The organism is Microbacterium sp. W4I20 (genome assembly GCF_030816505.1).
In the GTDB taxonomy this organism is placed as follows: Bacteria; Actinomycetota; Actinomycetes; order Actinomycetales; family Microbacteriaceae; genus Microbacterium.
On record NZ_JAUSYB010000001.1, the window covers coordinates 3867325 to 3893325 of the forward strand.

General features: G+C 64.8%; 22 protein-coding genes and 1 pseudogene. 9 read left to right on the forward strand and 14 right to left on the reverse strand.

Annotation, left to right across the window (positions count from 1 at the left end):
* Positions 1 to 116: 116 nt before the first annotated feature.
* The 9 genes and pseudogenes from QFZ21_RS18850 to QFZ21_RS18890 all read right to left on the reverse strand — a co-directional run bounded on the left by QFZ21_RS18850 (position 117) and on the right by QFZ21_RS18890 (position 7220).
* Entirely contained in the window at positions 117 to 383 is a 267-nt protein-coding gene (locus tag QFZ21_RS18850) for a DUF6112 family protein (RefSeq protein ID WP_307380597.1), read from the reverse strand.
* Between the two features lie 8 nt (positions 384 to 391).
* Positions 392 to 1565 (reverse strand): annotated as a pseudogene (locus QFZ21_RS18855) (M23 family metallopeptidase); the annotation flags it as partial.
* Positions 1566 to 1577: 12 nt separating this feature from the next.
* Positions 1578 to 2261 (reverse strand): hypothetical protein, encoded by a 684-nt coding sequence (locus QFZ21_RS18860; RefSeq protein ID WP_307380599.1) that lies wholly within the window; start codon positions 2259 to 2261, stop codon positions 1578 to 1580.
* A gap of 30 nt (positions 2262 to 2291) precedes the next feature.
* Positions 2292 to 3299: a ParB N-terminal domain-containing protein gene (locus QFZ21_RS18865; RefSeq protein WP_307380600.1), complete on the reverse strand. Its 1008-nt coding sequence runs from the start codon at positions 3297 to 3299 to the stop codon at positions 2292 to 2294.
* On the reverse strand, positions 3296 to 4153 hold the full coding sequence (locus QFZ21_RS18870; RefSeq protein ID WP_307380604.1) for a hypothetical protein: 858 nt from the start codon (positions 4151 to 4153) through the stop codon (positions 3296 to 3298). Before QFZ21_RS18870 ends, QFZ21_RS18865 begins: the two co-directional genes overlap by 4 nt.
* 97 nt (positions 4154 to 4250) lie before the next feature.
* Entirely contained in the window at positions 4251 to 4619 is a 369-nt protein-coding gene (locus tag QFZ21_RS18875) for a hypothetical protein (protein ID WP_307380607.1), read from the reverse strand.
* On the reverse strand, positions 4616 to 5191 hold the full coding sequence (locus QFZ21_RS18880; RefSeq protein ID WP_307380608.1) for a helix-turn-helix domain-containing protein: 576 nt from the start codon (positions 5189 to 5191) through the stop codon (positions 4616 to 4618). The genes QFZ21_RS18875 and QFZ21_RS18880 overlap by 4 nt, the downstream gene beginning before the upstream one ends.
* A 29-nt stretch (positions 5192 to 5220) precedes the next feature.
* Complete coding sequence (locus tag QFZ21_RS18885) at positions 5221 to 6138, reverse strand: bifunctional DNA primase/polymerase (RefSeq protein WP_307380611.1); 918 nt, start codon at positions 6136 to 6138, stop codon at positions 5221 to 5223.
* A complete protein-coding gene (locus QFZ21_RS18890) occupies positions 6135 to 7220 on the reverse strand; it encodes an ArdC-like ssDNA-binding domain-containing protein (RefSeq protein WP_307380614.1) in 1086 nt (361 codons plus the stop codon). Before QFZ21_RS18890 ends, QFZ21_RS18885 begins: the two co-directional genes overlap by 4 nt.
* Before the next feature lie 340 nt (positions 7221 to 7560).
* Here QFZ21_RS18890 and QFZ21_RS18895 point away from each other — a divergent pair, with 340 nt between their 5' ends.
* The 6 genes from QFZ21_RS18895 (at position 7561) to QFZ21_RS18920 (ending at position 15101) form a co-directional block, all read left to right on the forward strand.
* A complete protein-coding gene (locus QFZ21_RS18895) occupies positions 7561 to 7992 on the forward strand; it encodes a hypothetical protein (RefSeq protein ID WP_307380615.1) in 432 nt (143 codons plus the stop codon).
* A complete protein-coding gene (locus QFZ21_RS18900) occupies positions 7989 to 8516 on the forward strand; it encodes a hypothetical protein (protein ID WP_307380616.1) in 528 nt (175 codons plus the stop codon). Before QFZ21_RS18895 ends, QFZ21_RS18900 begins: the two co-directional genes overlap by 4 nt.
* Entirely contained in the window at positions 8513 to 9538 is a 1026-nt protein-coding gene (locus tag QFZ21_RS18905) for a DUF6545 domain-containing protein (RefSeq protein ID WP_307380618.1), read from the forward strand. Before QFZ21_RS18900 ends, QFZ21_RS18905 begins: the two co-directional genes overlap by 4 nt.
* Positions 9535 to 10677, forward strand: coding sequence for a S9 family peptidase (locus tag QFZ21_RS18910; protein ID WP_307380619.1), 1143 nt, complete (start codon positions 9535 to 9537; stop codon positions 10675 to 10677). Before QFZ21_RS18905 ends, QFZ21_RS18910 begins: the two co-directional genes overlap by 4 nt.
* 196 nt (positions 10678 to 10873) lie before the next feature.
* Entirely contained in the window at positions 10874 to 14431 is a 3558-nt protein-coding gene (gene mobF / locus QFZ21_RS18915) for a MobF family relaxase (RefSeq protein ID WP_307380621.1), read from the forward strand.
* A 442-nt stretch (positions 14432 to 14873) separates the two neighbouring features.
* Positions 14874 to 15101 carry a recombinase family protein gene (locus QFZ21_RS18920; RefSeq protein ID WP_307380624.1) on the forward strand — a complete coding sequence of 76 codons (228 nt, stop codon included), beginning with the start codon at positions 14874 to 14876 and terminating at the stop codon, positions 15099 to 15101.
* 339 nt (positions 15102 to 15440) lie between these two features.
* Here the strand turns inward: QFZ21_RS18920 and QFZ21_RS18925 are convergent, their stop codons facing one another.
* The 3 genes from QFZ21_RS18925 to QFZ21_RS18935 form a co-directional block, all read right to left on the reverse strand.
* Positions 15441 to 16814 carry an FAD-binding oxidoreductase gene (locus QFZ21_RS18925; RefSeq protein ID WP_307381362.1) on the reverse strand — a complete coding sequence of 458 codons (1374 nt, stop codon included), beginning with the start codon at positions 16812 to 16814 and terminating at the stop codon, positions 15441 to 15443.
* 62 nt (positions 16815 to 16876) lie between these two features.
* Positions 16877 to 18073: a CdaR family transcriptional regulator gene (locus tag QFZ21_RS18930; RefSeq protein ID WP_307380626.1), complete on the reverse strand. Its 1197-nt coding sequence runs from the start codon at positions 18071 to 18073 to the stop codon at positions 16877 to 16879.
* A gap of 65 nt (positions 18074 to 18138) precedes the next feature.
* Positions 18139 to 19374, reverse strand: coding sequence for an amidohydrolase family protein (locus tag QFZ21_RS18935; RefSeq protein WP_307380628.1), 1236 nt, complete (start codon positions 19372 to 19374; stop codon positions 18139 to 18141).
* A 204-nt stretch (positions 19375 to 19578) separates the two neighbouring features.
* Here QFZ21_RS18935 and QFZ21_RS18940 point away from each other — a divergent pair, with 204 nt between their 5' ends.
* Entirely contained in the window at positions 19579 to 20463 is an 885-nt protein-coding gene (locus QFZ21_RS18940) for an alpha/beta fold hydrolase (RefSeq protein ID WP_307380629.1), read from the forward strand.
* A gap of 86 nt (positions 20464 to 20549) precedes the next feature.
* Here the strand turns inward: QFZ21_RS18940 and QFZ21_RS18945 are convergent, their stop codons facing one another.
* The gene (locus QFZ21_RS18945) at positions 20550 to 21947 is read right to left on the reverse strand and encodes an LLM class flavin-dependent oxidoreductase (RefSeq protein WP_307380630.1); all 1398 of its coding nucleotides are present in this window, start codon (positions 21945 to 21947) and stop codon (positions 20550 to 20552) included.
* Complete coding sequence (locus tag QFZ21_RS18950; RefSeq protein WP_307380632.1) at positions 21916 to 23001, reverse strand: flavin reductase; 1086 nt, start codon at positions 22999 to 23001, stop codon at positions 21916 to 21918. Before QFZ21_RS18950 ends, QFZ21_RS18945 begins: the two co-directional genes overlap by 32 nt.
* A 182-nt stretch (positions 23002 to 23183) precedes the next feature.
* On the opposite strand from QFZ21_RS18950, the gene QFZ21_RS18955 reads away from it, so the two are divergent.
* The gene (locus tag QFZ21_RS18955) at positions 23184 to 23756 is read left to right on the forward strand and encodes a TetR/AcrR family transcriptional regulator (protein WP_307380633.1); all 573 of its coding nucleotides are present in this window, start codon (positions 23184 to 23186) and stop codon (positions 23754 to 23756) included.
* A 214-nt stretch (positions 23757 to 23970) separates the two neighbouring features.
* Positions 23971 to 25998 carry a CocE/NonD family hydrolase gene (locus QFZ21_RS18960; protein WP_307380637.1) on the forward strand — a complete coding sequence of 676 codons (2028 nt, stop codon included), beginning with the start codon at positions 23971 to 23973 and terminating at the stop codon, positions 25996 to 25998.
* Positions 25999 to 26001 lie beyond the last annotated feature (3 nt).

Below are 26001 nucleotides of genomic sequence, written 5' to 3' on the forward strand. Positions count from 1 at the left end.
ACACGGTGGCTCCTCGGCATGAACACCGCCACGGGCGGTAGGCGAAAGATGGTCGAGAGCCAGGTGTGCAGCGCCTCACCACCAGTCGCATGCCGAGTCGCACACGGGCGATGAGGTCAGAGCTGTTCGCCGACGCTGATTAGCCAGTTCACCCAGGACACACCCCCGCCAGCGAGCACCGCTGCGCCAAGCGCGACGAAGACCCCGGCGCGCGCTTTCACCGCAAGCGCGGGGTTGCCGGCGGAAGTAGCGATCGCCCAGACGATCGCGGAGATGATGATCATGAGCACCGCGACGATCAGGATGATCGTGAGCACAGCACCGATGGCGACTTTGAGGTCACCGATACCGCCGAGCCCAGCGAAGTCGGGGAACACGTTCATCACTGACCACCTCCCGTCGCCGAGCACCCGGCACCTGCGGTGGGCTCTGGAAGATCTGCGGCGCCGTGGTCGTTGAGCCACTTTGCGGCGTCGACAGCTTCGGCGTTCGTGCCACCTGGACGGACTTCGAAATGCAGGTGGGCGCCGGTCGAGCGCCCGGAGGAGCCGACATCACCGATGTGTTGACCGGCAATGACGTGCTCGCCGACGATGGCGTGGATGCCGTTCTGCCACATGTGCGCGTACGCGGTCGCAACGGTGACGCCGTCGATACGGTGCTCGAGCACAATGAGCCCGCCGTACCCGCCGGAGAACTCGGCGACTGTGACGACTCCGTCCGCGGCCGCGAGGATCGGCGTTCCATCCGGCGCAGCGAGGTCGGTGCCGGAGTGAAAAGCGCTCTCTCCGGTAAACGGGTCGACTCGTGGGCCGAAGTTGCCTGTGAGTACCCAGGTGCCCTCCGGCAGTGGAAACACAACGCGGGCCGACACCGCAGCGCTCGCGGTCGGCGCAGGAGCGCTCCCGGCAAGTTGCGAGGTGCCGCTAGTAAGAGTGGCGAGGATCTTTTCGGCCACCGGCTCGTAGTTGTTGTACCGGTCGGGGAATCCGGATACCTCGACCGCTTGCGCCGCTTCGCCCTTGCTCAAGTTCTGCCAGTCAGGGATATCGAGCAGGCCACGCGGCGAGGAATAGTTCGGTCCCGTCGGTCCGCCGAAGAACGCCGCAGCCTGATACTCCGGATCCATCAACTCGTCGACCGATCCCCATCCGGATTGCGGGCGCATCTGGAAACAGACCGAGCGAATCGTGATCGGATCCGTTTCCATCGTTCGCATAGTCACCGGACTCTGGGTAGGTGCTCGTGTTTGCGAGCTGCCGCAGCGTTGATTCGGTGAGCGCAGCCATGAGCGCGATCTGGACGCCGTCGCGGGTCACGCCATCGAGCCGCAACCCAACAGAGATGATCGTGGCCGCGTGAGTGAGCTGTTGTCGGTTGAGTGTGAAGGTCTCTCCTTTCGCCGTCGTCACCACAAGCGACTCCGGAATGGGACCGACACCGAGACTCGTCGAGGTGAGGCACGCGATGACGGCGGGGTTTGCGACCAGACCGACCGCGACCAGTCCGAGTGTCGGCGCGAGGAACATGAGTCCGATGAGTGCGATCGCGAGCTTCTTCAGCATGAGTCGGCTGTCCTATCGGAGCGGGTTGTTCAGCTCGGACAGCCGCAGAACGTAGCAACTGTCATCGGTCGGGCAAGCGATGAAAACCGTGAGCGCCACCGCTTGCTGAGCAGTGATCGGATCGCCGTTCCACGTGCCAGCGCGGTGACGGATCCCCTCGATCGTGTACGCCGTCGCGCCTTCGGGGAGTTGTCCAGGCCGTGTCTGCGAGAGCGCCTCAGACCAGGCATCCGGCACGTACATCGACGTGATCTCCAGACGTTGCGTCGTCGCGTACTGACGCAGCTGCACCCATGCGTTCGGCGTCGGCAGGTAAGCGGCGATGTCGGCCGCGAGGCCAGGCTGCTCGATACCAGTGGGATCGGCAACGTCGAGGATCACGCCGGTGTAGTCGAGCAGAACGAAACCGCGGCCGGTGTCCCACGTGAACAGCGCCGTAGCGACGCTACCCGCGAACGTCTCTGCGTCTCGAATGGGCAGGATCTTCGGAAGTCGCGATACCGTCGTGGCCGGTCGACGAGACTCCTCGGTATTCGGCACGGCCTTCGACGAGTTCGGCTCTGGCGAGTCCTCCGGCTCTGGTGATCCGGTGATGAGTCCGTAGGTGCCGACCGCGACGACGAGGAAGGCCATTACGGCGACGGCGATCAGGGCGACCAACGTGCGGCGTGAACGGGGAGCTGTCAGGTGCTTCATGCCGGGCAGGTGCGCAGCCCTGACCCCTGCTCAGACCGCGCGAAGGCTCCGTGCCGCCGACTTGGTGTCTGAGTCGGCATCGTTTCGGAATGCTCGGAGCTGCTCAGCGAAGTCGACCGTGGCATCAACGACGTGGAAGAAGAGGTCGACCTCGGCGTCGCTGAGCTGATGAGCCAGGTCGTCGACGGTGAAATGCCGCCACCAGCCGTCGAGCTCCGTCCACGACACGACGAACGCGCGTACGGGCCACGGGCTATCGCCGTCCGTACGGGCAGCGGGGCTTGGCGACGGGCGTCGCTTGGGCATCCGCTTGCCTTCGATGCGAGCCAGGGCTTCCTCGGCGAGTTTCGCCACGTTCTCCCCAATCGCGCCGGGCTGGGCGGCAGCGACGAGTTGGCGTGCCCGCTCGTAGCTCGGGTGCACGGCTGACCCGCATCCGATGAGCTCCAGCTCGGCTGCGACGCCCTCGCGCACGGACTCGGGCTGGGTCTCATCGTCGACGAGGTGCTGGAGGTAATTGATCTTCTCGAGCGTGGTGTGGGAGGGGCCATCTGGGATCATCGCAGCGGCCTGCTCGCGTGCGTCGCCCACAGCCTCTAACGGTGCCGCAGAATTTGCGGCACCGTCATCTCCGGGTTGGTTGTCTCTGCTGAAGCGCGACGCTTCCTGGCGGCGAGCGGCATCCTCTGCCATCAGCGTCTTGATCTCTCGGTACAGCGTCGCGTTCTCCAGTTGAGTGAGCGGCTTGTGGAGCACATTGTCGTCTTGCTCGGCAAGCAGGTACCCAAGGTCTCCCGAGACGCCCGAACGCACCCACACTTTGACGTGCAGCCACCCGAGTTGCTTGATCGCGGCCAGTCGCCGTGCACCGCAGACGAGTATCCCTTCTGGCGTGACGGTGATCGGTTGCAGCATGCCGTCCCGCTCGATTGACGCGGCAAGCGAGGCGAGGTCGCCGAGCTCCGTCCTGTGGCGTCGCCCGACCCGTATGGAGTCGACCGACCGTTCCAGTTCGATGTGCCCGTTGTCGGTGCTCATCGCCTGCTCCCGTGCGTGGGCGTGGACATCGCGATCGTTATCACCAGGTCGTCATCACTGAGCAACGCGGGCAGCGTGTCGCCGACGAGCAGACGGAACAGGATGCCGCGACCGGTGCTGGTCGACCGGTGTGCAGGGTGTGGATGCCCGAGCAGCACGCGCAGCAGTGCCGCCCACGAGTCGGCAGGCAGATCGAGCAGAGCTCGTGCGTGCTTGTCGCGGCGCAGCAGCTCGTAGGCGCTCTGTCGAGACCCGGCGCGCGCCACCGCGGCGCAGACGTACTCGATCGCTGCGCGCGCAGTGTTCTCCGGCCAGCCCAATGCGGTGAACAGGACGATCGACAGTCCGATCGCACGCTGGGCAGTGTCGACGTCCTCGGGTGCATCGGAGGCGTCGTCGTCTTGAGTGCTCGGATAGTCGTCTTGGACGTGGAACGCCGGATGGTAGTCGGCCAGCGGAGTCTCTCGATCGGCGAACCGCTCGGGGTCATGAAACGCGTAGACGTGAGGGCGGCGAGCTTGGTGAGTCGCGCACAGCAAGCCCTGCCCGCGCTCCTCGGCGATGCAGGTGATTTGAACACCGCGAGTGACGACGGCCCACGGATCGTCCGCTTCCCGTGCGGAGCGGGTTCGCATGACATCAAATGCTGCCGACGCTGCCTCCCAGGGGTCGAGGCCGTGCTTACGTGCCAAGGCGCCGTATTTCTCGGCCGAGAACACGGCGAGATCAGCGGCAACGCGGTCGTGCGCCCAGGCGCGAGCACCCGCGTGATACAGGCGATTGAGCAGGGCGCGCAGCCCTTCGCTCGTTCTGTAGTCCTCGCGCGATCGCGGCGGGGAACTTTGATGGGTCATGGCTAAGACACCTCCTGACATGCAGGTGCGCGCCCGCTCCCCAGCGCGGGTCCTGGATGCCGGTGAGGTTCCCATCAGGTTGTCTCAAGGGTGTGGTTCAGACGGCGCCGACCGCGCCGCGCTCTGTCCCGCGTCGGGAGGAGCCGTGTCCGAATGCGGAGGCGGGTGGGAGTCGTCGGGCTCGCTCCGCGATGCCGCGGGTGCTGGTCGTCGCGGCATCGTGAGCGCGTCGATAAAGCTCGGCTTGGAAGTTGATCCCCGCTCCGGCCACGCGGGAACCGCTGCGCGCCATCAGATCCGTTGGGCGCACCCACTCGACGCCACGGCCGCAGTACGACGCCGGATTCACCACCGCCCGCCGACGGCGACTGCGCACCATTGTCGCTTCGACGGTCTCGGGGGCGGTCGCGACGCCGTCGTCGTCTCGATCGACGTTGCGCTGCGTTTCATTCTCGATCTCGCTCATGCCGATGCCTCCTTGGATGTGGCGGATGCGGCGTCCATCCGTTCCTGCTCGATAGGTGCGCCGGCGAACCAGCGGCCCACCGTCGACGGGTGAACGTCAAGCTCGCGGGCGATCTGCTTGTTCGACCAGCCCTCTGCCCGCAACGCCGTCGCGCGCTCCTGTGGCGACACCGGCGGCATTGTCTTGCTCGGAATGGCGGATTCAGGTGCGCGGATCAGGAGCACCGTCAGATGAGTGATCGCAAGCAAGACCACGGGTGGCACGGCGGCGACGGCCGCGGCGAGGAAGCCGGGCACATCTGAATCGGCGGCGACGACGGCATGAAGCGAGTTCGCGGTCACTGATACTGCCGCAGCGCCCGCGAGGAGCGTCCATGGATACCAGGCGGCTCGTGCATCGGCGAGGGCGACGACGGCGACAGTCGAGACGACGATGACCCCGTCGACGATGAGCGGCCATGCCCACGCCTGCCCGTCGCCGATTCCTGAGCGCGCGGCAAGGTCCGCAAGCGAGGTGAACGATAGCCAGAACGCTCCGGCGGCGATGAATACCGTGCCCGCGACGGCTGTCATGACGGCCACTCGTCGCCCCCCAGTGTTCCTCATGCCAGTGCTCGTAACGCTGTGCCGCTTGATGGCCTGTGTGGTGTCGCCGACGACGCAGAAGATAACGGCCTGGCCGGTGCGCCCTGAACACTTCGGTAGGCAGAGCGGACGGTCGTCGCCACCTCGCGCTCAGTGAGCCCGGCCTGCGCACCGGCCGCCGTCAGCGCATCAAGCGCCTCGAAAGGAGGGACACGCTGTTCCGCCATGCGGCAAGCCGCCCAGAAGACCCCGTGGTTACGTTCGCCTTCCTGCCTCCGAGCGACCCACTGGGCGAGACGCTGCACATCGCCCGATCGGATCGCCGAGTCGCCACCGCTGGCCTGATCGGCCGTGCGGGGAGGATCAAGGAAGTCGCGAAGTCGCTCCGCGTCGCAGCCATGCACGCCTTCACTGGCGAGCCGAAGGATCTCATACCGCCGCAGACGCCCGTCGATCGCTCGACTTGACGGCGGAACGATGATGTAACCGCCGTCGCCGCGGAAGTCGATACCCGCTCGTGCGCACTGCCATGAGCGCTGCTCCGACTCGCTCGCCGCGGGGTAATACAGATGCAGACCGTCCGACGGGGTTCTCACCGCAGCAGTCCAGCCATCCACGAGACCTTCAGCCCGCGCGCGATGCAGCGCCTCGTAACCGTCGACAAAGCCGTGCATATCAACGTCAACGACGACGAGGCCCGATGCGGCGCCGGTCGGGATGCCGATGTTCGCGCAGGGTATCGCCGTCCACCATCGACCCACGAGCACAGGGTCGGTGGTGGCGGCGTGAAATCCTCCAGCCACCGCGGGGCGCTTCCCGCCCGCCGCGCACGGGAACACGGGGATGCCGTGAGCCGCGTAAGCGAGGGCACGCTCAGCGGTCGAGAGCCCACGGGCCGAGCCGTCGAGAGTTCGTACGAACGCGGCGGTGTTCATCGCAGCGACCGCGATTCGGTCAGAGCCGCACGCTCTGCATTCGTTGAGGTCGTCAGTGTATGACTCGCGCGGCTCGAGGTGGCCACACCGATCCGCGCCGACGATCGTTCAAGTCCTGGCGGGGTACCGTCGCCGAGCATCTCGGTGTCGAGCTGGTCCAGAATCTTCATGGCAGCGGCGCGCACCCGTTCGCCCGTTGCGCGGACGATCTCGGCTGGCTCCTGCCCGTCCACCTGCGCTGCCCAGGTCGACACGTACGGAATCGTGTAGCCGCTGGTGTCCATGCCGTGGGCGGCACCGATCATGAGCGCGACCGACTCGGCCTCCACCTCGCCGATACCACGATGCTGTGTCACCACATCCTGATCAGGGCCGTGCATGAGCACATGAGCGAGTTCGTGAGCGAGAGTCTTCACGCGGGCCGCGGGATCCATGTTCTCTCGGACGGTCACGGTCTTCTCGGTATAGTCGGTGACGCCATTCGCGCCGTAGATCATGCCCTCGTGCGCGACGTCGAGAACAGTGAACCCGGCCGCTTCGATCTGCCGTGCGATGCCATTCCAGAGCCCAGACGGGGCCTCGTCCTTCAGCAGAGTCGGCGTCGGTGGCGTCGGAAGCGCGTCGCCGGAAGTCTGGGAGACATCCCACACGTACGCGGGGCGAACACCGATCATCTTCGAGCGCACAATCTCACCGGGACGCGGTTTCTCGAAGCGATTGAGTCGTCGCCACGATGCCGGATCGGATGGATTGGGTGACGCGAAACGCCCCGTTACGGGGGCGAGGATCTGATAGCCGGGCTGTCCCTTCCCCACCTGGCGCCCCAGATGCTGCCACTGCTTGTACCCGGCGACGTACGACGGCGTCGGCTCCGATACGAGTCCTGCTTCGTGGGCCAGAGAGTGCTGGGTCCAGATCAGCAAAGTGTTGTTGAAAGAGCGGCTGCGGAAACGGGCCGCGAAGGTGAGTGCCTTCGCCCAGTCGTCCCCAGACACAAGTCGATCGACGGCCTCCGCCAGCTTCTCGTGGACCTCGTCAAGCTTGGCTTCGCGCGCTGCGTGGCGATCTTCGGTCGCGACCATCGGATGGCCTCCTCTCTGGGACGCCACAACCGGGATAGGCGCGGCGACACACCAGAGAGGTGGGCGCGGACGCCCGCGAGAGAACGATGGGGGATGCGGCGGCACGGCTCGCGCACGCTCGTCGCGCGCGAGCATGGCAGAGCGCGCAGTCGTTATCGTCATGGTTCTGGGCATGATTCGCCTCCCTTTGAGCAGGAGTGCAGTCGCGCCACATCACGAGCGTTGAGCATGCTCAAACGGTCTGGGATTTCAGTTCTAACATCGACGTTGAGCATGCGCAACTGTTGATTTGGTCATGCTCAACGGGTAAATTGAGCTTGCACAAAGGAGGTCAGCGAGTATGACCGAAGACGAGAGCAAGGATGCGGCAGCGGATCTCGCGAGACGCCTGCGGCTGCTGCTCGACGTCGCAATCGCCGAGTCTGGTGCTGAACCGACGTACTCGCAGATTGCCGCCTACTTGGGTGACCGCGGCACCAATCTGTCGAGATCGCGCTGGACCTACATGGTGAACGGCCACCGCTACGTGCAGGATCCGGAGGTGTTCGAGGGACTGGCGGCATTCTTTGACGTTGACGCCGAGTTCCTTTTGGGTGCGGATGGGGCCGCGGTCCCGGCAAGAGTTAGCGCGCAGCTTGACCTTGTGCGCTCCATGCGCGCTGCGAAGGTCAAGACCTACGCAGCCCGCACGCTTGGAGACATCTCGCCGAGAGCGCTCCAAGCCATCAGCAAGTTCCTTGATGAGGAAATGGCACACACAGTCGAGCAGTGACGACGTCCCCCGAAGCGGAGTGGACGCCGGTAGATGCCCTCGAAGAGAGTGAGCACACCGTGAACCTTGATCAGGCCGTCACAACGGCCGTGACGGACCTCGCCCTGGGTAGCGTCTTCACGTTCGAGGACTTGCTGGGCGCCGTGAGGCAGCGTCGTCGACGACGCCTCCGCGTCGTCGAGCTGAGTGCGTTGGGCGACAATGATGGCGTCTGCGCAATATGGCTGACGACCGGAGCAGAGGACGTGATCCTTCATGCGCACAGCGACTCGGTCCTGCATCAACAACAGTTCGTGCTCCATGAGTTCGCGCACATACTGCTCGGACACTGCGACGGCGACGAATGTTCCGTCGCGGACGCTCTTCTGCCGGACATCCCACCGCACACCAGGGCGCGTCTACTCAGACGCCAGGATTTCGACACCGAGACCGAGATTGCCGCCGAGTCACTGGCAGACCGGCTCGCGGCGGGTATTCGGGGGTCTGTTTTCGCTGAGTCTCGTTATTCGGAAATCTTCGGATGATCCAGACGCTCATCGCGTCGCTCTTGTGGGTGCTCGTGGCGAGCCTGCTCATTTTTCGACGTCGGCGGACGGACCGCAGTATTACACACGCTGCCCTCACGATCGCTGTCGCCATGACTCTCAACGTCGACGCCGTCTACGTCGCCGTCGATGGTTGGCTGGGATCGACAAATTACGCAATGTTGCTTTCGGATGGCCTTCTGATCATCGGGCTCTTCTTCCTCGGGCGAGCGGCGATGAAGGCTGGTGAGTACCGTCCGCGGCTGGTTCGCGCAGCGGTCGGTCGTCCCGCATTGTTCACTGCACTTGTCGGCACATCAATTGCGTTCTTTCTTATCGATCGCGGAGGGACGACGGTGACCTTCATGCGCGACCTCGGTGTGCAGCCGTGGGTCGCGGCCTATTCGATCATTGTGTTCACCTACTGCGGGATCATCCTGGGTGCGATGCTCACACTCGCGATTAGGCAGTTCCGCATCGGTCAAGGAGCGGACCTGGTTCCCGCTTTGCTACTCCTCATCGGCTCGAGTTCAGGTATCGCGCTCAGCGTCGCCGTGATCACCATGGATCTGGCGCACGTCACCGGCAAGCTTCAATTCATGCGCTCCGTCGGTGCCGCGTACGGGCCGCTGTCCCTCCTCGCCTTTCTTTTCTTGTGTGCGGGCTTCGCCGTGCAGCCGATGGTCCGCAACTTGCAGGAGCGGGCTCGTCGGGCGCGAACGGCCGAGATGTTGCAGCGACTCGACTCACTGTGGCATCAGGCTGTGCGAGTGCGGCCGGGTCTCAGCAGGGCGCAGTCTTCGACATCGCAAATCGAAGACCAAGAAAACCGCCTCCACCGTGAGATCGTCGAGATCAGAGACGCGATGATCGACCCGCGTACTGCGTTCGAGGTCACTAAAACGGAAGAGACGCTACTCGAGCAGGCGGAACGTCACCTCCTTGGAAGCAGCGGCGCAGGTGCCAACGGAAAACACGCGGTCGTTCCGCGGCACTCTTCTGACGAACGAGACCGAACATGAGGCGCATCTTTGCAGCGAGTGTTGTGCTCCTCGGTGTGGGTGCGATGAGCCTCGGCTGGGTCCTCGCTCGGAAGTTAACGTCGGGGGTCGGGTCTCGCACCTTCGACTTGAGACTTCGAGATATCGAGACTGACGGGGATCGGCGTTTGCTGATTCTCGACCGCACTCGTTCCACGGCCGCGCCAGGCATCTTCAGCCTGTGGTTCGAAACGGGGGAGTGGGTGCGAGTCTCCGACGAGGTGATCGACCGAGGGCCAGGCCAGATCGCTCGGGTCGTGACGCATGCCGCGTCCGGTCGACTCCCATCTCTGGGGGCATCCTTTTCGTGGAGCGGGATCTACTTCGATGGCCCCGCGGCGGCTGGCCTCAGCGTGCGGGAGGTCTTAATCACTACGCCCGCGGGTCCGGCCCCGGCATGGCTCGCCGACGGCGAGCACCGCGCTGCGACATGGGCGATTCACGTCCATGGCATGGGCGGGCGCCGACGAGGAACGCTGCGCGGTGTGCAGGTGACTGCTGAGCTTGGCTGGACGTCGCTCGTCGTCAGCTTCCGCAATGACGGTGAGGGGCCGAGCGTTGAGAAGGGTCGCTCAACGCTGGGCTACTCGGAGGCCGACGATGTCGAGGCTGCTGTCGAGTATGCCGTCAAACAGGGCGCTGAGCGGATCATTCTCTTTGGCTGGTCGTTGGGCGCTGCCATTGCTCTGCGCGTTGCCGACCGGATGCGGTCTGCGGGGGTGATAATCGCGCTGGTACTGGACTCTCCAGTGCTCAATTGGATCGAGGTGATCGAGGCCAATTGTGCACGAAGCGGACTGCCTGCTGTGGCGGGCCGTCTCTCGTTGCCCTGGTTGACGCTTGATCCGCTCGCTCGCATAGCGGGGCTGCCGGGGGCCGTCTCGCTTCGGGAGATGGACTGGATCGAGCGAGCCCGAGAACTCACCGTACCGACCTTGATCCTGCACGGCGATCGAGACGATTCGGTCCCCCCTGCGGTCTCCGAAGCCCTCCGCGATCGACGTCCTGGCTTCGTCGAACTAGTTGCGTTCGCGGCGGGCCATTCCCTGGCATGGAATTCTGACCCTGAGCGCTGGCGTTCGAGTGTCAGTGCCTGGCTATCGGCAGTGGTCGTCGATTGAAGCACGGCGATCTCTGTTGCTACTAGTTCGCACGGCATTACACGGGCAGTGCCGCACATACACGGTGATCCTGCGCGGATGTCGGGGCGCCTCGAGCTAGCGCACTAATCAGCTGCCACGCCTCTTGCAGATCGAGGGCGAGCCCGCTTTCGGCGGCTGCCGCTCACCTCCTGAGCAGGAGGAGAAGGGCGGACTCATGACGGTGTCGATGCGCGTGATGAGCGCAGGAGACGGGTACAGATACCTGCTGCGCACCGTCGCGGCTGGCGACGGTGACAGGTCGCTTTCTACCCCGTTGACGCGGTACTACAACGCCGAGGGCACCCCGCCGGGCCGCTGGCTCGGAGCTGGGGTGACCGTGCTCGGCGACGGGAGGATCGGGGTGGGCGATCAGGTCTCCGAAGCTCAGCTCCAGCTACTGGTCGGCATGGGCCGGCACCCCGTCACCGGCGAACCGCTCGGCCGTGCGTACCCCGATTATCGGAGCGCGGCCGAACGCATCGAGGCGCGCACCGCGGCACTCGATACAGCCCTCGGGCCCGCGTCCCGTGTCGAAGCGGTCGCCGCGATCGGGGCAGAGGAGGCCGGGCGGGGGAGGCGGCGGGCGGTGGCGGGGTTCGATTTCACGTTCTCGATCCCGAAGTCTGCGAGCGTCTTGTGGGCGGTCGCGGATGCGGGGACGCAGGCGTTGATCGCGGACGCGCATCATGCGGCGGTTGCGGACGTGGTTGCGTTCATGGAGCGGGAGGTTGCAGCGACCCGCACCGGTGCAACCGGTCGCGATGGTGCGGTTGCGCAGGTGGACGTCCGCGGTCTGATTGCTACGGCTTTTGATCACTACGACTCGAGGGCGGGTGATCCGCACCTGCACACGCACGTCGTGATCAGCAATAAGGTGCAGACCGTCCTCGACGGCGGGTGGCGGTCGTTGGACGGGCGGCCGATGCACGCCGCCGTGGTCGCTCTCTCCGAACTACACGAGACGGTCTTCGCTGACCACCTGACCCGGACGCTCGGTGTCTCGTGGGAGGCGCGAGAGAGGGGCCGCGACCGGAACCCGGCATGGGCGATCACCGCGGTGCCGGAGGCGCTGGTCCAAGAGTTCTCCACCCGTGCCCGGCACATCGATGCCGAGACCGATCGCCTCATCGGCCAGTACGTCGCGACGCGCGGGCGGCGGCCGTCCCCGACGACGATCATGAAGCTCCGCGCCCGGGCTACGCTTTCCACCCGGCCGGAGAAGGTGGTGCGGTCGCTGGCCGACCTCACCGCGTCCTGGCGGGAGCGAGCCGGGCGGGTGCTCGGGTCGGAAGCGACCGCGTGGGCGCGCACCGTGACGGCGAACGAGAAGCCGCTGCTGCTGCGCGCCGACGACGTACCGTTGGATGTGATCGCCTCGCTCGGACGGGACGTGGTGACCGCGGTGGGTGAGAAGCGATCCACCTGGCACCATTGGAACCTCATTGCTGAGGCCGCGCGGCAGACGATGGGCTACAGGTTCGCATCGACCGAGGACCGAGAAGCCGTCGTTGGCCTGGTCGTGGACGCTGCCGAGGCCGCGTCGCTGCGCCTGACCCCGCCCGAGCTCGCGTCGAGCCCGGCGGCGTTCCGCCGGCCGGATGGCACGAGCGTGTTCCGTCCGAAGCACTCCGCCCTGTTCACCTCCGAGGTCCTGCTAGCCGCCGAAGACCGCCTTCTCGAGCGCGCCCGCACCACCACGGCACCCACCGTGCCGCTGATGACCGTCGGACGGATTACCAAGCGCCCCGACAGCAAGGGGCGGCTGCTCGGAGACGACCAGGCGGCCGCGCTGACGAAGATCGCGGTCTCCGGTCGGGTGGTCGACGTGCTCGTCGGCCCGGCCGGGGCGGGGAAGACGACGGCAATGGAGGCGTTGCGGCGGGCGTGGGAGCGGGGAAACGGGCGCGGCAGCGTGGTCGGCTTGGCGCCGTCCGCGGTCGCCGCGCAGGTACTCGCAGACGACCTCGGCATCCAGACCGAGAACACGGCCAAGTGGCTCGACACGCACCACCGCACGGGCCAGACGTTCCGCACAGGTCAGCTCGTCATCGTCGATGAGGCATCGCTGGCGGGCACTATCCCCCTCGACCGCATCACGAGCCTCGCCGCGGACGCGGGCGCGAAGGTGCTGCTGGTCGGGGACCACGCCCAACTCCAGCCCGTCACCGCCGGGGGTGCGTTCTCCCTGCTCGTTCACGACCGCGACGACGCGCCGGAGCTGGTCGATGTACACCGGTTCGTCAACCCGTGGGAGACGAACGCATCACTCGGTTTGCGGCACGGGCGCACCGACGTCATCGACACCTACGCCTATCACGGCCGTGTGATCGGTGGAGAGACCGAGGAGATGATCGACGCCGCCTACACCGCCTGGCGGGCAGATTCCCTCGCTGGCCGGGCGAGCGTCCTCGTGACCGACTCCCTCGAGTCTGTCCAGGCGCTCAACAACAGGGCGCGGGCTGATCTGATTCTTGACGGCACGGTGAACGCCCAGCGCGAGGTTGAGCTGCACGACGGCACGAGAGCCGCGGCCGGGGATACCGTCATTACCCGCCGCAACGACCGCCGCCTGCGTGTCGGGCGGTCCTGGGTCCGCAACGGCGACCGGTGGATGGTCGCCGAGGTCCGCGACGATGGCGCCCTCACCCTCCGACGGGCAGGGCGCAGGTGGGGCGGGTCGGTGGTGGTCCCGGCCGAGTACGTGGCAGAGCACCTGGACCTCGGCTACGCCATCACCTCCTACCGTGCGCAGGGCATCACCGTGGACTCCTCGCACGTCCTCGCGGATGCGTCGATGACCAGGGAGACATTCTATGTCGCCATGACTCGCGGACGCGAGGAGAACATTGCCTACGTCGCCGTCGATAACCCCGATCTCGCCCACGACGGCCCGCACCCCGGCGACAATACTGAGGCCACCGCTCGGTCGGTGTTGGTCGGGGTGCTGCAGCACGTCGGCGCCGAGCTCTCCGCGCACGAGACCGTGGCCGCCGAGCAGGATACCTGGGCCTCGATCGCGCAGCTCGCTGCCGAGTACGAGACCCTGGCCGCCGCCGCACAGCACGATCGTTGGGCCGCACTCATTCGATCCTCCGGGCTCGGCGGTGACGATGCCGAGGCCGCGATCGCCTCGTCCACGTTCGGGGCGCTGACCGCCGAGCTTCGGCGGGCAGAGGCGAACCAGCACGACATTGCGACCTTGATGCCACGCCTAGTCAGGGCGCGCGGGTTCGGAGACGTCGATGACATCGCCGCTGTCTTGCACGACCGCGTCGCGAAAGCGACCTCCCGCCCAGCGGGCGTCGGCCGTGCACGGAGGGCACCGCGCCTGATCGCCGGTCTCATCCCGGAAGCCGCAGGCTCCATGCCGTCCGAGATGCGGCGGGCGCTGACCGAGCGGCGCGCGCTCATCGAGAACCGCGCCGATGCCCTCCTCAACACCGCGCTCACAGACAAACACGAGTGGATCGCGAAGCTCGGCACGCAACCGAAGCAGCTTCGTGCTGCCCAGGCATGGCGCTACGGTGCCCGCACCATCGCCGCCTACCGCGACCGCTACGGGATCACCGGATCGTCACCGGTCGGGGGGCCTGCCGAGGCGGAGGCGCAGAAGATCGACGCCACCCGCGCTCGTGCCGCCCTCGCCCGGGCACAAAACCTCGCCCAGGCTCACCCGCCAGAGCAGGAAGGAACCCGCCGCACCGGAACGCAGCGAGTCGGGCCGTCGCTGTAGCTGGTTTGTTTCGACTGGTCCGTCGGATCCGGAGTCTGGTTCGTCTGCGCGATCGAGACGTCACCCTTGGTTCGCGCAGTCGCAGGCGAGATCGTGAACATGCCCGCAAGAGCTAACATCGGCCGTCGTCGCGTCCACGGTGCCCTCGATATACAGTCGGGACTTAGCGCGTGAAAGCGTCGGTGGTGGTGTCGCTCGCAACCGCGCCGAAAACGGTAAGACCGATGTTCCGGCGCGGTTTGGTTTCGGCAGGGGGTTTCGGTGCAACAAACTTCGGCGTGTTGCACACCAGGGAGCAGTCGGCGATCGATTCACCGTAAATGATCGTTTTCGGTGGACCGGCCGACGTCGACGACCCGGTAGGCGACACGCCGATCAACGATCCGCCGAAACCTCCGGCCGAAACCAAAGGCGCCGAAACCTAGGCGGTACCGTTTTCGGTATGGCACATGAAGTGGGGTACGCCCGCGTCTCGAAGCGGGAGCAGAATCCCGAGGCGCAGGAGGCCGAGCTGCACGCTGCCGGATGCGAACGGGTGTTCGTCGATCACGGCGAGTCCAGCCGCGTCATCGACTCGGGGGAGAGTGTTCCTGGTCCGCGACTGCGGCCAGAGCAGCAGAAACCGCGAGTGGTACGTAGAAAGCACGAGAAGGCAGCAGGTCGGCAGTAGCCGCGTGATTCCGCACCTCCCAGCCTCCGCCGGCGATAGCTGGTATTTCTGAGAGTAACTCTCTGAGGCCCCGGCGAAACAGCTGGTCAGAGGCCCGGATCCGCGAGTAGGTAGCGGATCCGGGCGTCTTTCATCCCCTCTTCGAAATGAAGAGGAGGACAGAGATGACCAGGAGTACCCGTTCGGTGGGGCACGCCGGGGGGCACAAGCGCACCTTCGAGCTGTACGAGGAGATGTCGACCAGACGGAAGACGGCTCCGACGTGCCTCAGAGGTCGTGCCGATCGTGCCCTTGTGGCGGATGGAAAGGCTCAAGTCCCGCGGAATCCCGGGGAACTAGTCAGTGCCGTCCGGCGATGGCGTCCGCGAACTGAGCAATTGGTGAGGTCGTGGATCGACCGTGAGACTCACTACTGTCGGCGATCCCGTACGCGGCGTAGAGGCTCTTCGTCGCTAGCCAGCGCAGCGGTTCGGGCTCCCATTTGCGTACGCGGTGATTGACCCAGGGCAGCGCAGTCAGTTCGGTTTGACGTTCGAGGATGAGATCGGTGAGCGTACGGGCTGCCAAGTTTGTCGACGTGACCCCGGTCCCTACGTAGCCGCCCGCCCAGGCCATTCCGGTGTTGCGATCGAGCCCGACTGTAGCCGACCAGTCCCGCGGGACGCCAAGGACGCCAGACCAGACGTGATCAATCTTTGCTGCCGCTGTCACCGGGAACATGTCGTGCAGCACTTCGCTGAGGCGTTGCACAGTTGCGCCCTGGGTCTGGCCGTCGACATCGGTTCGGGAGGCGTAGCGGTACGGAACGCCCCTTCCTCCAATTGCGATGCGGTCGTCAGCGGTGCGCTGCGCATACATGTAGACGTGTGCGAAGTCTCCGACGACCTCCCCCTCGTTCCACCGCAACTGTTCCCAGACTTCGCTGGGCATGGGCTCGGTGACGATGAGAGAGGAGTTCATGGGTAGCCACAGTCGGCGGAGGCCTTTGAGTCGGGCCGTGAAGCCTTCTGTCGCACGGATGACCATGTCGGCTGTGACTGTGCCCTCCGTTGTGACCACCTTTCGCGGACTGATCTCCATCGCCGTGGTGTCCTCGTAGATCTTCACGCCGAGAGTCTCGACCAGGCGGGCGAGCCCGCTGACGAGCTTCGCGGGGTGGATACGCGCACTGTGTGGGTGCCAGACCGCTGCCCTGGTTCCTGAGACGCTGACCTTCTCGACTGCGTCGGTCGCCTCAAGGAGCTCGAGGTCGGAGGTCCGCCAACGGCGCTCCGCCTCCGCGAATACCCGGAGGCGGAACTCCTGAGCTCGCGTCCTGGCGACGGTGAACTCACCTCCCTTCTTCACGTCTGCATCGATGCCTTCTGTTGCGAGCGTTCGTATGACTTCGTCGACGGAGTCGTTCATCGCCTGCTGGAAGTTCTCGATTGCGTCGTGACCGTGGCGCGCCACGTACTGATGGCGTCCGCCGGTGATGGAGTTGGTGAGCCAGCCACCATTGCGGCCGGATGCGCCGAACCCGATGTGTCGCTGCTCGATGATCGCGATGCGGAGGCTTGGGTCTGCTTTCTTGATGTAGTAGGCCGTCCAGAGGCCGGTGTACCCGGCCCCAACGATTGCGACGTCGACTGCTACCGATCCAGGCAACCGAGGTCGTGTTACCGAGGCGCCTCCCAACTGCTCCCACCAGTGCGAGACGCGTCCATTCATCAAGGTTCCTTGAAGCCTGCTCATATTGCTCTCTTTATGCGGTCGGGGTGATGTTTCCAGATAGTTCAAGGTCGGAGCCATCGCTGGCGTAGCCAGGCCTCCACGACGAAGCGAGCGGCAGCATCCTCGATGTCGATTCCGATCGATGCCGCTACCCGTCGCAGGCGATAATGCACGGTGGCGCGGTGGACACCGAGTTGCTCCGCCATATCGGTCATGCGCGCGCCGTGAGCAACATAGGCCTCCAAGAGCTGGATAGTCTCATCAGGCGCCGAGGCAAGTCGGCGCAACGGTTCGGGGAGAAGATGGTTAAGAGGTTCGTCAGTCAGAAGAGTGGCGATTGAGACGGCGATCTGGTCCGCGCCCCACGAAGCGGTCCGCGTCCCATGAGAACGTGCGACGCGGACAGCAACGAGCGCCTGTTCGTACGACTCCCACGTATCCGCGAGTTCGGCGACAGAGGCTCCGACTCCGACGACGGCATTGAGAGGTTCCTGCACGTCGGCGTCATCGGTCTCACGGATGATCGACGCAACAATGCTCTCGAGTGCCCCCTGATCAGGCTCATTGCGAAACCCGATCAGGATCAGAGCCTCCGGCGTGGTGGGCACGAAGCTATAGGCGTCAATCATCGGTGTGGTGATCGCTCGGAGCAGCGATCGCGAGATCAGTTCGCGCGGCGGCGGGCCTCCCCAGGCCGCCCAATCTGCCTCGAACGAAAGACACAACGCCACGAACCGACGAGACCTGGTGAACATGCCCAGGTCTACGAGCTCGCTCGCGGAATGTCGCCGACTCGGCGCATCCGGTGTGAGCAGGCCTAGCATCTCCGATTCGATCTCTGCATTCACTGCGTCTATCGACTGCGAGACGTTGATCAGTAACGCACGCAGCGTGTCAGCGGCTTCGCTCACCAGATCAGCCTCGCTCGCGGTGAGCGGTTCGCGAAGAGTTACCCAGAGGAAGCCCAGCACCTCGTAGCGGGAGCGCAACGCGGTCGCGAGGCGTGGATACTCGTTGCCCAGCGACGGCATGGGCTCGAGAACGCTGGGCTCAAGCCATGTGTGTATCCGGCGGGACCGGAGCTCCGTGTCGAGGGCTGCGCTGGGTCGTCGGGCCGTCAGGGTGTGCAATCGCGCCGGATCGATGTCGTCGAAGTGCGCGCTACTCGCGAGTAACACGAAATCGCTGTCTTCCAAAACGACCGAACGGCGAAGAGACGAGGCGAGTCGGTCGACGGTCTCCTGCACGGCGTCGAACATCGGGCCTCCGCTACTCGATCTGCGAGAGGCTTCCGATTCTACGCCGCTACACCCTTGTGGCACCGTCACACCACGAGCGCTCCGCCCTTGAGCACCGCCGAGACATACATGAATCTGCCAATCTCGTCGAGGTGCGCACCACGCACGGCGACCAGATCCGCATACCGGCCGGGAGCGATCGCCCCGACATCTTCAGATCGGCCGATGCACTCCGCCGCAACCGAGGTCGCTGACTGAAGCGCCTGCATCGGTGTCATTCCCCATTCGACGAACTCTTCGAGCTGTCCGGCGTTGCGGCCATGCGGGAACACAATCGCGTCGGTGCCGTATGCGATGCGCACTCCCGCCTCGATCGCCAGCCGCACGGCTGTACGCGCCGATTCCCCGACAGCGGCCGTTTTCTCTCGCACGCCGGAGGGGTAGTCCTCACGAGCGCCGTGGTCCTCGAGCCACCGAAGCAGGTACGTCGTCGGCACGTAGTAGGTGCCGTGATCGAGCATCGCTGACATCGCGGCCTCCCCCAGCAGTGTTCCGTGCTCGATGGTGCGAACGCCGGCACGAATCGCGCGGAGTGCGCCTTCTTCACCGTGCGCATGTGCGGCGACGTATAGGCCGTTCAGTGCCGCCTCCTCCACGCAGGCGCGTAGCTCAGCCTCGCTGTACTCGGGCGCGCCTGGGATCGTGCCCGTCGCATAGACCGCGCCCGTCGCGATGATCTTGATGACATCGGCACCTCGGTGCGCGATGCGGCGAACCGTCGACCGGACCTCATCAGCCGAGTCAGCCACCCAGAAGCGGTACGCGCGCGGAAGTTCGATGTCGAGCGCAAGATCAGTGATCTCGCCGCCCCCGGACGAGCAGGTGACGTACGCGCCAGCACACACCATTCGCGGACCCTCGCAGATCCCCGAGTCAATTGCGTCGCGCAGGTCACAATCAGTGAAGGCACGGAAGCTCCCGACGTCGCGGACGGTCGTGAAGCCCGCGCGCAGGGTCGCACTGGCGTGGCGCACCCCGAGCAGAACGTCCCGCGCAGCGGAGCCGGTCAGATATGGGCTATAGCTGCCGTGATCGAGTTCTCCGACGAGGTGCGTATGCAGGTCGATGAGCCCTGGAGCGACGAGGTGCTCGCTCAGATCGAGCACATCAGCGCCCCCGTGCTTCGACGCCGACCAGGGCTCCACCGCGGCAATGCGCTCGCCATCGACGATGATGGCGTGGTCAGCGAGCACCTCGCCGGTGAGCACGTCGGCAACCGCACCGGCTCGGATCGTCCTGATGGTGGAGGGAGGGGTGTTCATTCAGGTCTCATTTCCTTTGGGTGCGCGGCTCAAATAGTTCGAGTCAATCGAATCGCGACGCTTCTTGTTTTACGACTGGTGTGGAAATCGTCGTACGCGATTACGACGGGTGTCGGAGGTCTCGCCGCACGCGACCGACGATGATAGTCCGATGGACAACGACTCAGCTTTTCCCGCTCTCCCGCGAGACGTATTGGAGATTTCATGACTTCTGCCCCTTGGATCCGGCAATTCGAGCTGAAGACCGCAGCCGGTTCGATCCGCGTACGCGAGTGGGGCAATCCCGATGGGACACTCATCGTCTTCCATCACGGCACTCCCAGTAGCTCGAGCTCGGTTCCCGGGGGGTGGACCGGCCCGACTGATGCCGGTGTCCGCGTGTGTTCCTATGATCGGCCCGGCTACGGTGCGTCAGCCCCTGTACCGGGGCGCACGATCGGAGATGCCGCGGAATGGAGTAGGCGCATCGCCGACGCTTGCGAGGTCGAGCGATTTGCGGTGATGGGGACTTCCGGTGGTGGCCCGCACGCCGTTGCAGCGGCGGTAGCCCTGCCGGACCGTGTGCGGGCGCTGTGCGTCGATGTCGGCCTTGGGCCGGAAGGCTTCGGATTCGACGCTTCGACGGGGATGGTGCCAGAGACCTCCGTCGAGATCGAGGCCGCCCGTGGAGGAGAAGCCGCTCTGCGCGATCACCTGCAATCGCTCGGCGACGGTGAGGACTCGTTGGCTGATTGGTATGAGCGCCTCCCTCCGAGCGACCAGGAGGTGCTGGCGCGGCCCGAGGTGCAGCGCGAGGATGCTTTCGAGAGCAAGGAGTGGCCGACTTTCGGTATCGACGGCTGGGTCGAAGACGACCTGGCGCTGTTCCACCGAGCATGGGGGCTCCCTTCCGTCTCGGTCCACGTGCCAACTCTGCTGCTCTACGGTGAGGCGGACGTGCTCGTTCCTATCTCTCATGGGCATGCCTGGCACAAATTGATCCCGCATGCCGAACTGAAGACCGTTCCGAATGGTGGACACTGGCTCCGCGACCACGAGGTTGATGCACTGCGGTGGTGTTCCTCCATCGTCCGCAGCAACGAGTCCTGACGGCGCTGCACGCACGGTCCTCCGCGAAGTTGAGGACCGTGCGTGCACCAGACGTGAGCGTCGTGTTTCGGCCTGCGCTCAGGCTGTCACGAAGTCGCCGACGAACCCCTCTCGGGCCGTTCGAGACCGAGATTCTCACGGAAAGTCTTCCCCTCATACCCCTCACGCAGAAGGCCACGCGCGCGCAGCTCCGGCACGACAGTCTGATTGAAGACATCGAGCCCATCGGGCAGGTAGGTGGGACTGATGATGTACCCGTCCACCGCGCCGGCGGTGAACCAATCGGCAAGTTCGTCGGCCACCGACTGCGGTGTGCCAATGACGACCCGATGCCCATAGGCGCTGACGACCTTCTGGTAGAGCTCTCGAAGGGTCAAGTTCTCTCGTCGACCGGTTTCGATGATCAGCTCGCGGCGGCTCTTGTAGTTCTCTGTCTCGGGGAGATCTTCGGGGAGCGGCGAGTCGAGGGGCAGGTTGGTGACGTCGTAGTCCAGCAGTTGGGAGAGTCGCGTGAGACCGACCTCCGGGTGGATCAACGACTGCATCTCCTTGTACTTGGCGTGCGCTTCCTCCATCGTGGCTCCGATGATCGGCTGGACCCCGGCGATCACACGGACGCTGGATGCAGAGCGGCCGTACTTGGCTGCACGCATCTTGATGTCGTTCGTGAAGGCGAGGGCCGCGTCCAGGGAGTTCTGCGCTGTGAAGGTCACTTCCGCGTATTTCGCCGCGAGCTCTCGACCGGCCTCGGAGGAACCTGCCTGCACCTGGACAGGGGCACCTTGCACGGGTCGACGGACGTTCAGCGGTCCTCGCACGGAGAAGTGTTTGCCTTCGTGATTCAGGCGGTGCATCTTGCGAGGATCGAAGTACCGGCCGGTTTCGCGATCGCCGTCGAAGGCATCGTCGTCCCAGCTTTCCCAAAGCCCCTGCGCTACCTGAAGGAATTCCTCGGCACGCTCGTAGCGATCGACGTTCGCGAGGTGCTCGGACCGGCTGAAGTTCCGCGCCTCCTCGGGCACATAGGACGTCACAAGGTTCCAGCCCAGCCGGCCTCCGCTCAGCTGGTCGATCGAAGCGAGCTTACGAGCAACGTGATACGGCTCGTTGTAGGTGGTCGACTGGGTCACCACGAGCCCGATGTCCTTCGAGGCGACAGCGAGTGCAGCAATGAGCGTGAGCGGCTCGAAACGGTATACGAGAGGGTCACGACTGAGCATCTCGTCTTCGCCCGCGGGCATGCTCAACTCATCGGCGATGAAGATGAAGTCGAGCATCGCCCGCTCGGCGCTCTTGACGACCTTCACCAGCTCCGGGAACGTCGCATCGACGTTCGTCAGCGCTCCTTCGTGGCGCCACCCTGCGATGTGAGAGCTCGTCGGAGAGATTAGGGCGCCCAGGATCATCTTGTCGTCGCGCTCAGTGTCGCTCATGGAATGGATTCCTTCCGGTTCAGTGGTCATTGAGATGGTTGGCCAGTTCATGTGTCGTTTTCATCAAGGCTTGAGCGGCGCGATCCACACCCTCAGCGCTCGTGTCAGCCATCCCGTACAAGCCGAGGACGAACTCCACCGGGCCAGAATCACGCCTGATGGGCGCACTGATGCTGTGCACCTGTCCCTCCGCCGGTGCGAGCGCGAATGGCAGCTCTGCTCCGGGGTCCAGGACCGAGACCGTCGGTGAGCTGGACGGTTGGTGCGAGGGGTCCTCGATCGAGACGGAGTATCCGCGGCGACGGATGACGTCGAGCATTTCGAGACCTGCTCTAGCGGTTTCCGTGTCCTGTGCCTTGCGTTGCCACCGATCGACATCGGATGACGACGCCCACGCCATCGCGGTTCGACCGAACGGAGCGGCCAAAGAAACTCGCTCGCCGACGAGCATCGCCCGCTGCGAATCGGACCGCACTCCTGCGCTGGCCATGATGAGAATGTCGTCCCGTTCCGAGGTCGCCAAGACGCACTCGCACCCCAGCGTCGACGACAGCTCCTCCATCAGCGGTCGCGCACGATCGACGAAGGCGAGATTGCTTGCGACATTTAAGTAGGGCGAGACCATCGTCTGCGGCGTAAAGCTTCCGTACCCGCCCTGGAAGAACAGCAACGGCAGCTCCGTGTTCGGTGCATCCATCTCGACCACAGCGCCCAGCACGATGACGTGATCGCCAGCGTCGAGCACGTTCACAATCTCGCAATCGATCCACGCTGCGGATCGCTCGAGAATCGGCGAGCCAGTCGCACCGGTCCGCCACGGTTCGCCTGCGAACCGGTCAACACCCTCAGCGCGGAACGCCCGGCAGACAGGTTCCTGAGCCACCGTGAGGACATTCACGCAGAACGATCCCGCCGCTTCGATCTGGGGCCACGTCGTGGATGTACGAGTGGGCATGAAAGAGACCAGCGGCGGGTCCAGGGAGACGGAGGCGAACGTGCCGACGATCATGCCGACAGGCGACCCGTCCTGGCTCGTTGCGGTGACCATAGCGATGCCGGTGGGGTACTGACCCATCACCTGTCGATAGCGCGCCGGATCGAGCACGGCGGAGGGACTCTGGGGCCGGGGAGAGTTCTCATTAGTTTTCATGACGCTTGATACAATAACATCGAACTCCGCGGTCTAGGGGCATGAATTCGGAGGCATCGTCCACCTAAGCTGAAGCACGAACCGGCGTGCTCCTTTCGAGCCTGCGACCGATGGTTTCTTATGCAAGGAGTTTCACCATGGCCCGCCCCCCTGCTCCTGAGCGCAGAGACGAGATTCTCGAGTTGGCCATCGCCTACCTCGCTCAGAACGGGCTCGCGAACCTCACGATGCGCAATCTCGCCACTGCGCTCGGAGCCACCACGAGCGTGATCTTCTATCAGTTCGGCTCGAAGGAGAAGCTCGTCGAGGCCGCCTTGACGCGAGCGAGGGAAGCCAACCTCGCGATGCTCGAAGATCTGCGATCGACCGATGCCAATGCGACAGTCGCGCAGGCCTTCGTGGCGATCTGGGATTGGTGGATGCGCGAACCACCCCGACTGGCATACTCCCGCCTCAATATGGAGGCGATGATGACAGACGCCGCACTTTCAGATGAAGCGCGCGAGGAACTGCTGTCCTACTGGATCGACTACTTCAGCCACTGGCTGGTCGAGGACGGGCACTCGCCCGCCGACGCCCGCACCCTCTCGACCCTCCTCCTCGCCGCACAGACCGGGCTCACGGTGGACCTGATCAGCACAGGCGATCGCGAACGTCTGCGGACCTCTGTGACGCACTTCTCTCGACTGCTCGGTGCACCCTTGCCATAGTCAGGTGGCGACGCCGAATCGGCATCTGTTCGACGCAACAAGCCAGTGACACAACCAGCCGCTCGTCGAATCCTGCGCTCGCAAGACGACACCGAGAAACGTAAAGAAGTCGTAACCTCGCATGCGAGCGAGTTATTGTATCTCCTGTTACAGTATCTGCAACTCGCAGAAGCGGGTTGCAGTTCCGTCAGCGTTGAAGGGGCACGACATCTCGATGACTCAGTTGGTTGCCGACCCGATCGAAGCGATTGAACGATGGATTCCGCTCGCCGATGGCACGCGGTTGGGAGCGACCATCTGGCTGCCGAAAACCGCGTCAGCGGAAGCGCCCGTCCCCGTGGTTCTCGAGTACGTGCCGTACCGCAAGAACGACTTGACGGCCGGCCGAGACGCGTTGATGCACCCATTCTTCGCCGAGCGCGGATACGCGTCGGTGCGGGTAGACATACGAGGGAGCGGCGACTCCGACGGGTTCCTCGAGGACGAGTACCTGCCGCAAGAGCAGGCGGATGCCGTCGAAGTCATCGCTTGGCTCGCTGGGCAGGAGTGGTCCACCGGCAAGGTGGGACTTATCGGTATCTCGTGGGGCGGCTTCGTAGGACTGCAAGTCGCGGCGGAGAATCCGCCCGCATTGGCGGGCGTGATTAGCCTCGCGTCGACCGATGATCGGTACGTGGACGACGTCCACTACATGGGCGGCGCCGTGAACGCCTGGGACCAGTTGAGTTGGGGAGCTGTCGTGACCGCGCTGGCGGCGTTGCCACCGAGCGGCCACACTCGGGACGACTGGCGGGAGGTGTGGCTCTCGCGTCTGGAGCACGCTCAACCGATTGCGCACGAGTGGATGAGTCATCAGACCCGGGATGCGTATTGGAGGCACGGTTCCGTCATCGAGGACTACAACGCGATGACCTGCCCGATCTTCATGGTCGGCGGGTGGAACGACGCGTACCGTGACTCTGTATTTCGCGTCCTCGAAGGATATGCCGGAGTCGCGAAGGGCCTCATCGGCCCCTGGGCGCACACGTACCCGCATGCGGGCACGCCTGGCCCCGAAATCGACTTTCTGAATCTGGCTGTCCGGTGGTGGGATTACTGCCTGAAAGACATCGACAATGGCATCGCGGACGAACCCCAGATGCAGGTCTGGATGCAGAACTCGCTTTCCCCTGAGGCGGGATACGCACAGCGCTCTGGCGACTGGATCGCGTACGACACGTGGCCGCCCGCCGCGCAAGAGCGCTCACAGCTATTCCTTCGGAGCGGCGGCTCGCTCCATGACGAACCCGGGGCCGAAGCCGTCGTGTCGCACTCGAGCGATTTGATACCGCCCTCTGACCGCGGTATATGGTGCCCGGGGGGATTTGGTCTGCAGAGTGACGACATACCCGGTGATCAGCGCGAGGAGGACGAGAAGTCGCTCGCGTTCACAAGCGATGCCCTCGAATCGACGCTAGCCATGCTGGGTGTGGCCCGACTTCGCGCCCTAGTCTCCGCGAACACGACAGGCGCCCTCCTGGCGGTCCGCCTTCTGGATGTGCACCCCGATGGCACTTCCACTCTCGTCGCCCGCGGATTCCTGAACCTCGCTCACCGAGAAGGAAGCGAACACCCCGAACCCCTCGAGCCCGGGGTCAGCTATCAGGTCTCGGTCGCCTTGCGCAGCAACGGGTATCGGTTCGAGCGTGACCATCGGGTTCGAGTGGCGATCGACACCTCATATTGGCCGTGGATCTGGCCGTCACCTGAACAAACAACGATCTCGATCACCCTTGGCGAGGACACCCTGCTTGATGTGCCGCTCCAACCGGCCGATGACGTTCGACCCGTCGATCTTGGGCAAAGCAGAAGCGCTGCACCGCTCACCATCGAATCGCTTCTCCCGGCTGCCGTGACGGGGCGAAGCATGGAGTTCGACGCGTTGACGGACCTCTTCGAGATCGTCGACTCGGCCCCGCCTCAGCTGGCGCGGCTGACCGATCGGGGCCTTGTGTACGGCACGTCGGGCGAAACTCGATATCTGGTCGAAGAGGGCGACCCCCTCAGCGCTCGAATCGAATGCCGCCGAGACTTCACCCTCACGGAGGACGGGCGTGCATTACCGCCGCGGGTCGAGGTGCGGAGTTCGATGTCGTCCACCGCTACCGACTTCCTCCTCACGGCTCAGATCGAGGCTTACGAAGCAAATCGTCGCATCTTCGCCCGCAGCTGGACGCGCACCATCCCGCGCGATCACTGTTGAAAC

Coding starts and splice junctions, on each gene's coding strand:
- QFZ21_RS18960 (WP_307380637.1), top strand. CDS start 23,971: ATGACTCAGTTGGTTGCCGACCCGATCGAAGCGATTGAACGATGGATT.
- QFZ21_RS18905 (WP_307380618.1), top strand. CDS start 8,513: ATGATCCAGACGCTCATCGCGTCGCTCTTGTGGGTGCTCGTGGCGAGC.
- QFZ21_RS18940 (WP_307380629.1), top strand. CDS start 19,579: ATGACTTCTGCCCCTTGGATCCGGCAATTCGAGCTGAAGACCGCAGCC.
- QFZ21_RS18875 (WP_307380607.1), bottom strand. CDS start 4,619: ATGAGCGAGATCGAGAATGAAACGCAGCGCAACGTCGATCGAGACGAC.
- mobF (WP_307380621.1), top strand. CDS start 10,874: ATGACGGTGTCGATGCGCGTGATGAGCGCAGGAGACGGGTACAGATAC.
- QFZ21_RS18930 (WP_307380626.1), bottom strand. CDS start 18,073: ATGTTCGACGCCGTGCAGGAGACCGTCGACCGACTCGCCTCGTCTCTT.
- QFZ21_RS18920 (WP_307380624.1), top strand. CDS start 14,874: ATGGCACATGAAGTGGGGTACGCCCGCGTCTCGAAGCGGGAGCAGAAT.
- QFZ21_RS18880 (WP_307380608.1), bottom strand. CDS start 5,191: ATGACAGCCGTCGCGGGCACGGTATTCATCGCCGCCGGAGCGTTCTGG.
- QFZ21_RS18885 (WP_307380611.1), bottom strand. CDS start 6,138: ATGAACACCGCCGCGTTCGTACGAACTCTCGACGGCTCGGCCCGTGGG.
- QFZ21_RS18860 (WP_307380599.1), bottom strand. CDS start 2,261: ATGAAGCACCTGACAGCTCCCCGTTCACGCCGCACGTTGGTCGCCCTG.
- QFZ21_RS18945 (WP_307380630.1), bottom strand. CDS start 21,947: ATGAACTGGCCAACCATCTCAATGACCACTGAACCGGAAGGAATCCAT.
- QFZ21_RS18865 (WP_307380600.1), bottom strand. CDS start 3,299: ATGAGCACCGACAACGGGCACATCGAACTGGAACGGTCGGTCGACTCC.
- QFZ21_RS18955 (WP_307380633.1), top strand. CDS start 23,184: ATGGCCCGCCCCCCTGCTCCTGAGCGCAGAGACGAGATTCTCGAGTTG.
- QFZ21_RS18935 (WP_307380628.1), bottom strand. CDS start 19,374: ATGAACACCCCTCCCTCCACCATCAGGACGATCCGAGCCGGTGCGGTT.
- QFZ21_RS18870 (WP_307380604.1), bottom strand. CDS start 4,153: ATGACCCATCAAAGTTCCCCGCCGCGATCGCGCGAGGACTACAGAACG.
- QFZ21_RS18910 (WP_307380619.1), top strand. CDS start 9,535: ATGAGGCGCATCTTTGCAGCGAGTGTTGTGCTCCTCGGTGTGGGTGCG.
- QFZ21_RS18850 (WP_307380597.1), bottom strand. CDS start 383: ATGAACGTGTTCCCCGACTTCGCTGGGCTCGGCGGTATCGGTGACCTC.
- QFZ21_RS18895 (WP_307380615.1), top strand. CDS start 7,561: ATGACCGAAGACGAGAGCAAGGATGCGGCAGCGGATCTCGCGAGACGC.
- QFZ21_RS18890 (WP_307380614.1), bottom strand. CDS start 7,220: ATGGTCGCGACCGAAGATCGCCACGCAGCGCGCGAAGCCAAGCTTGAC.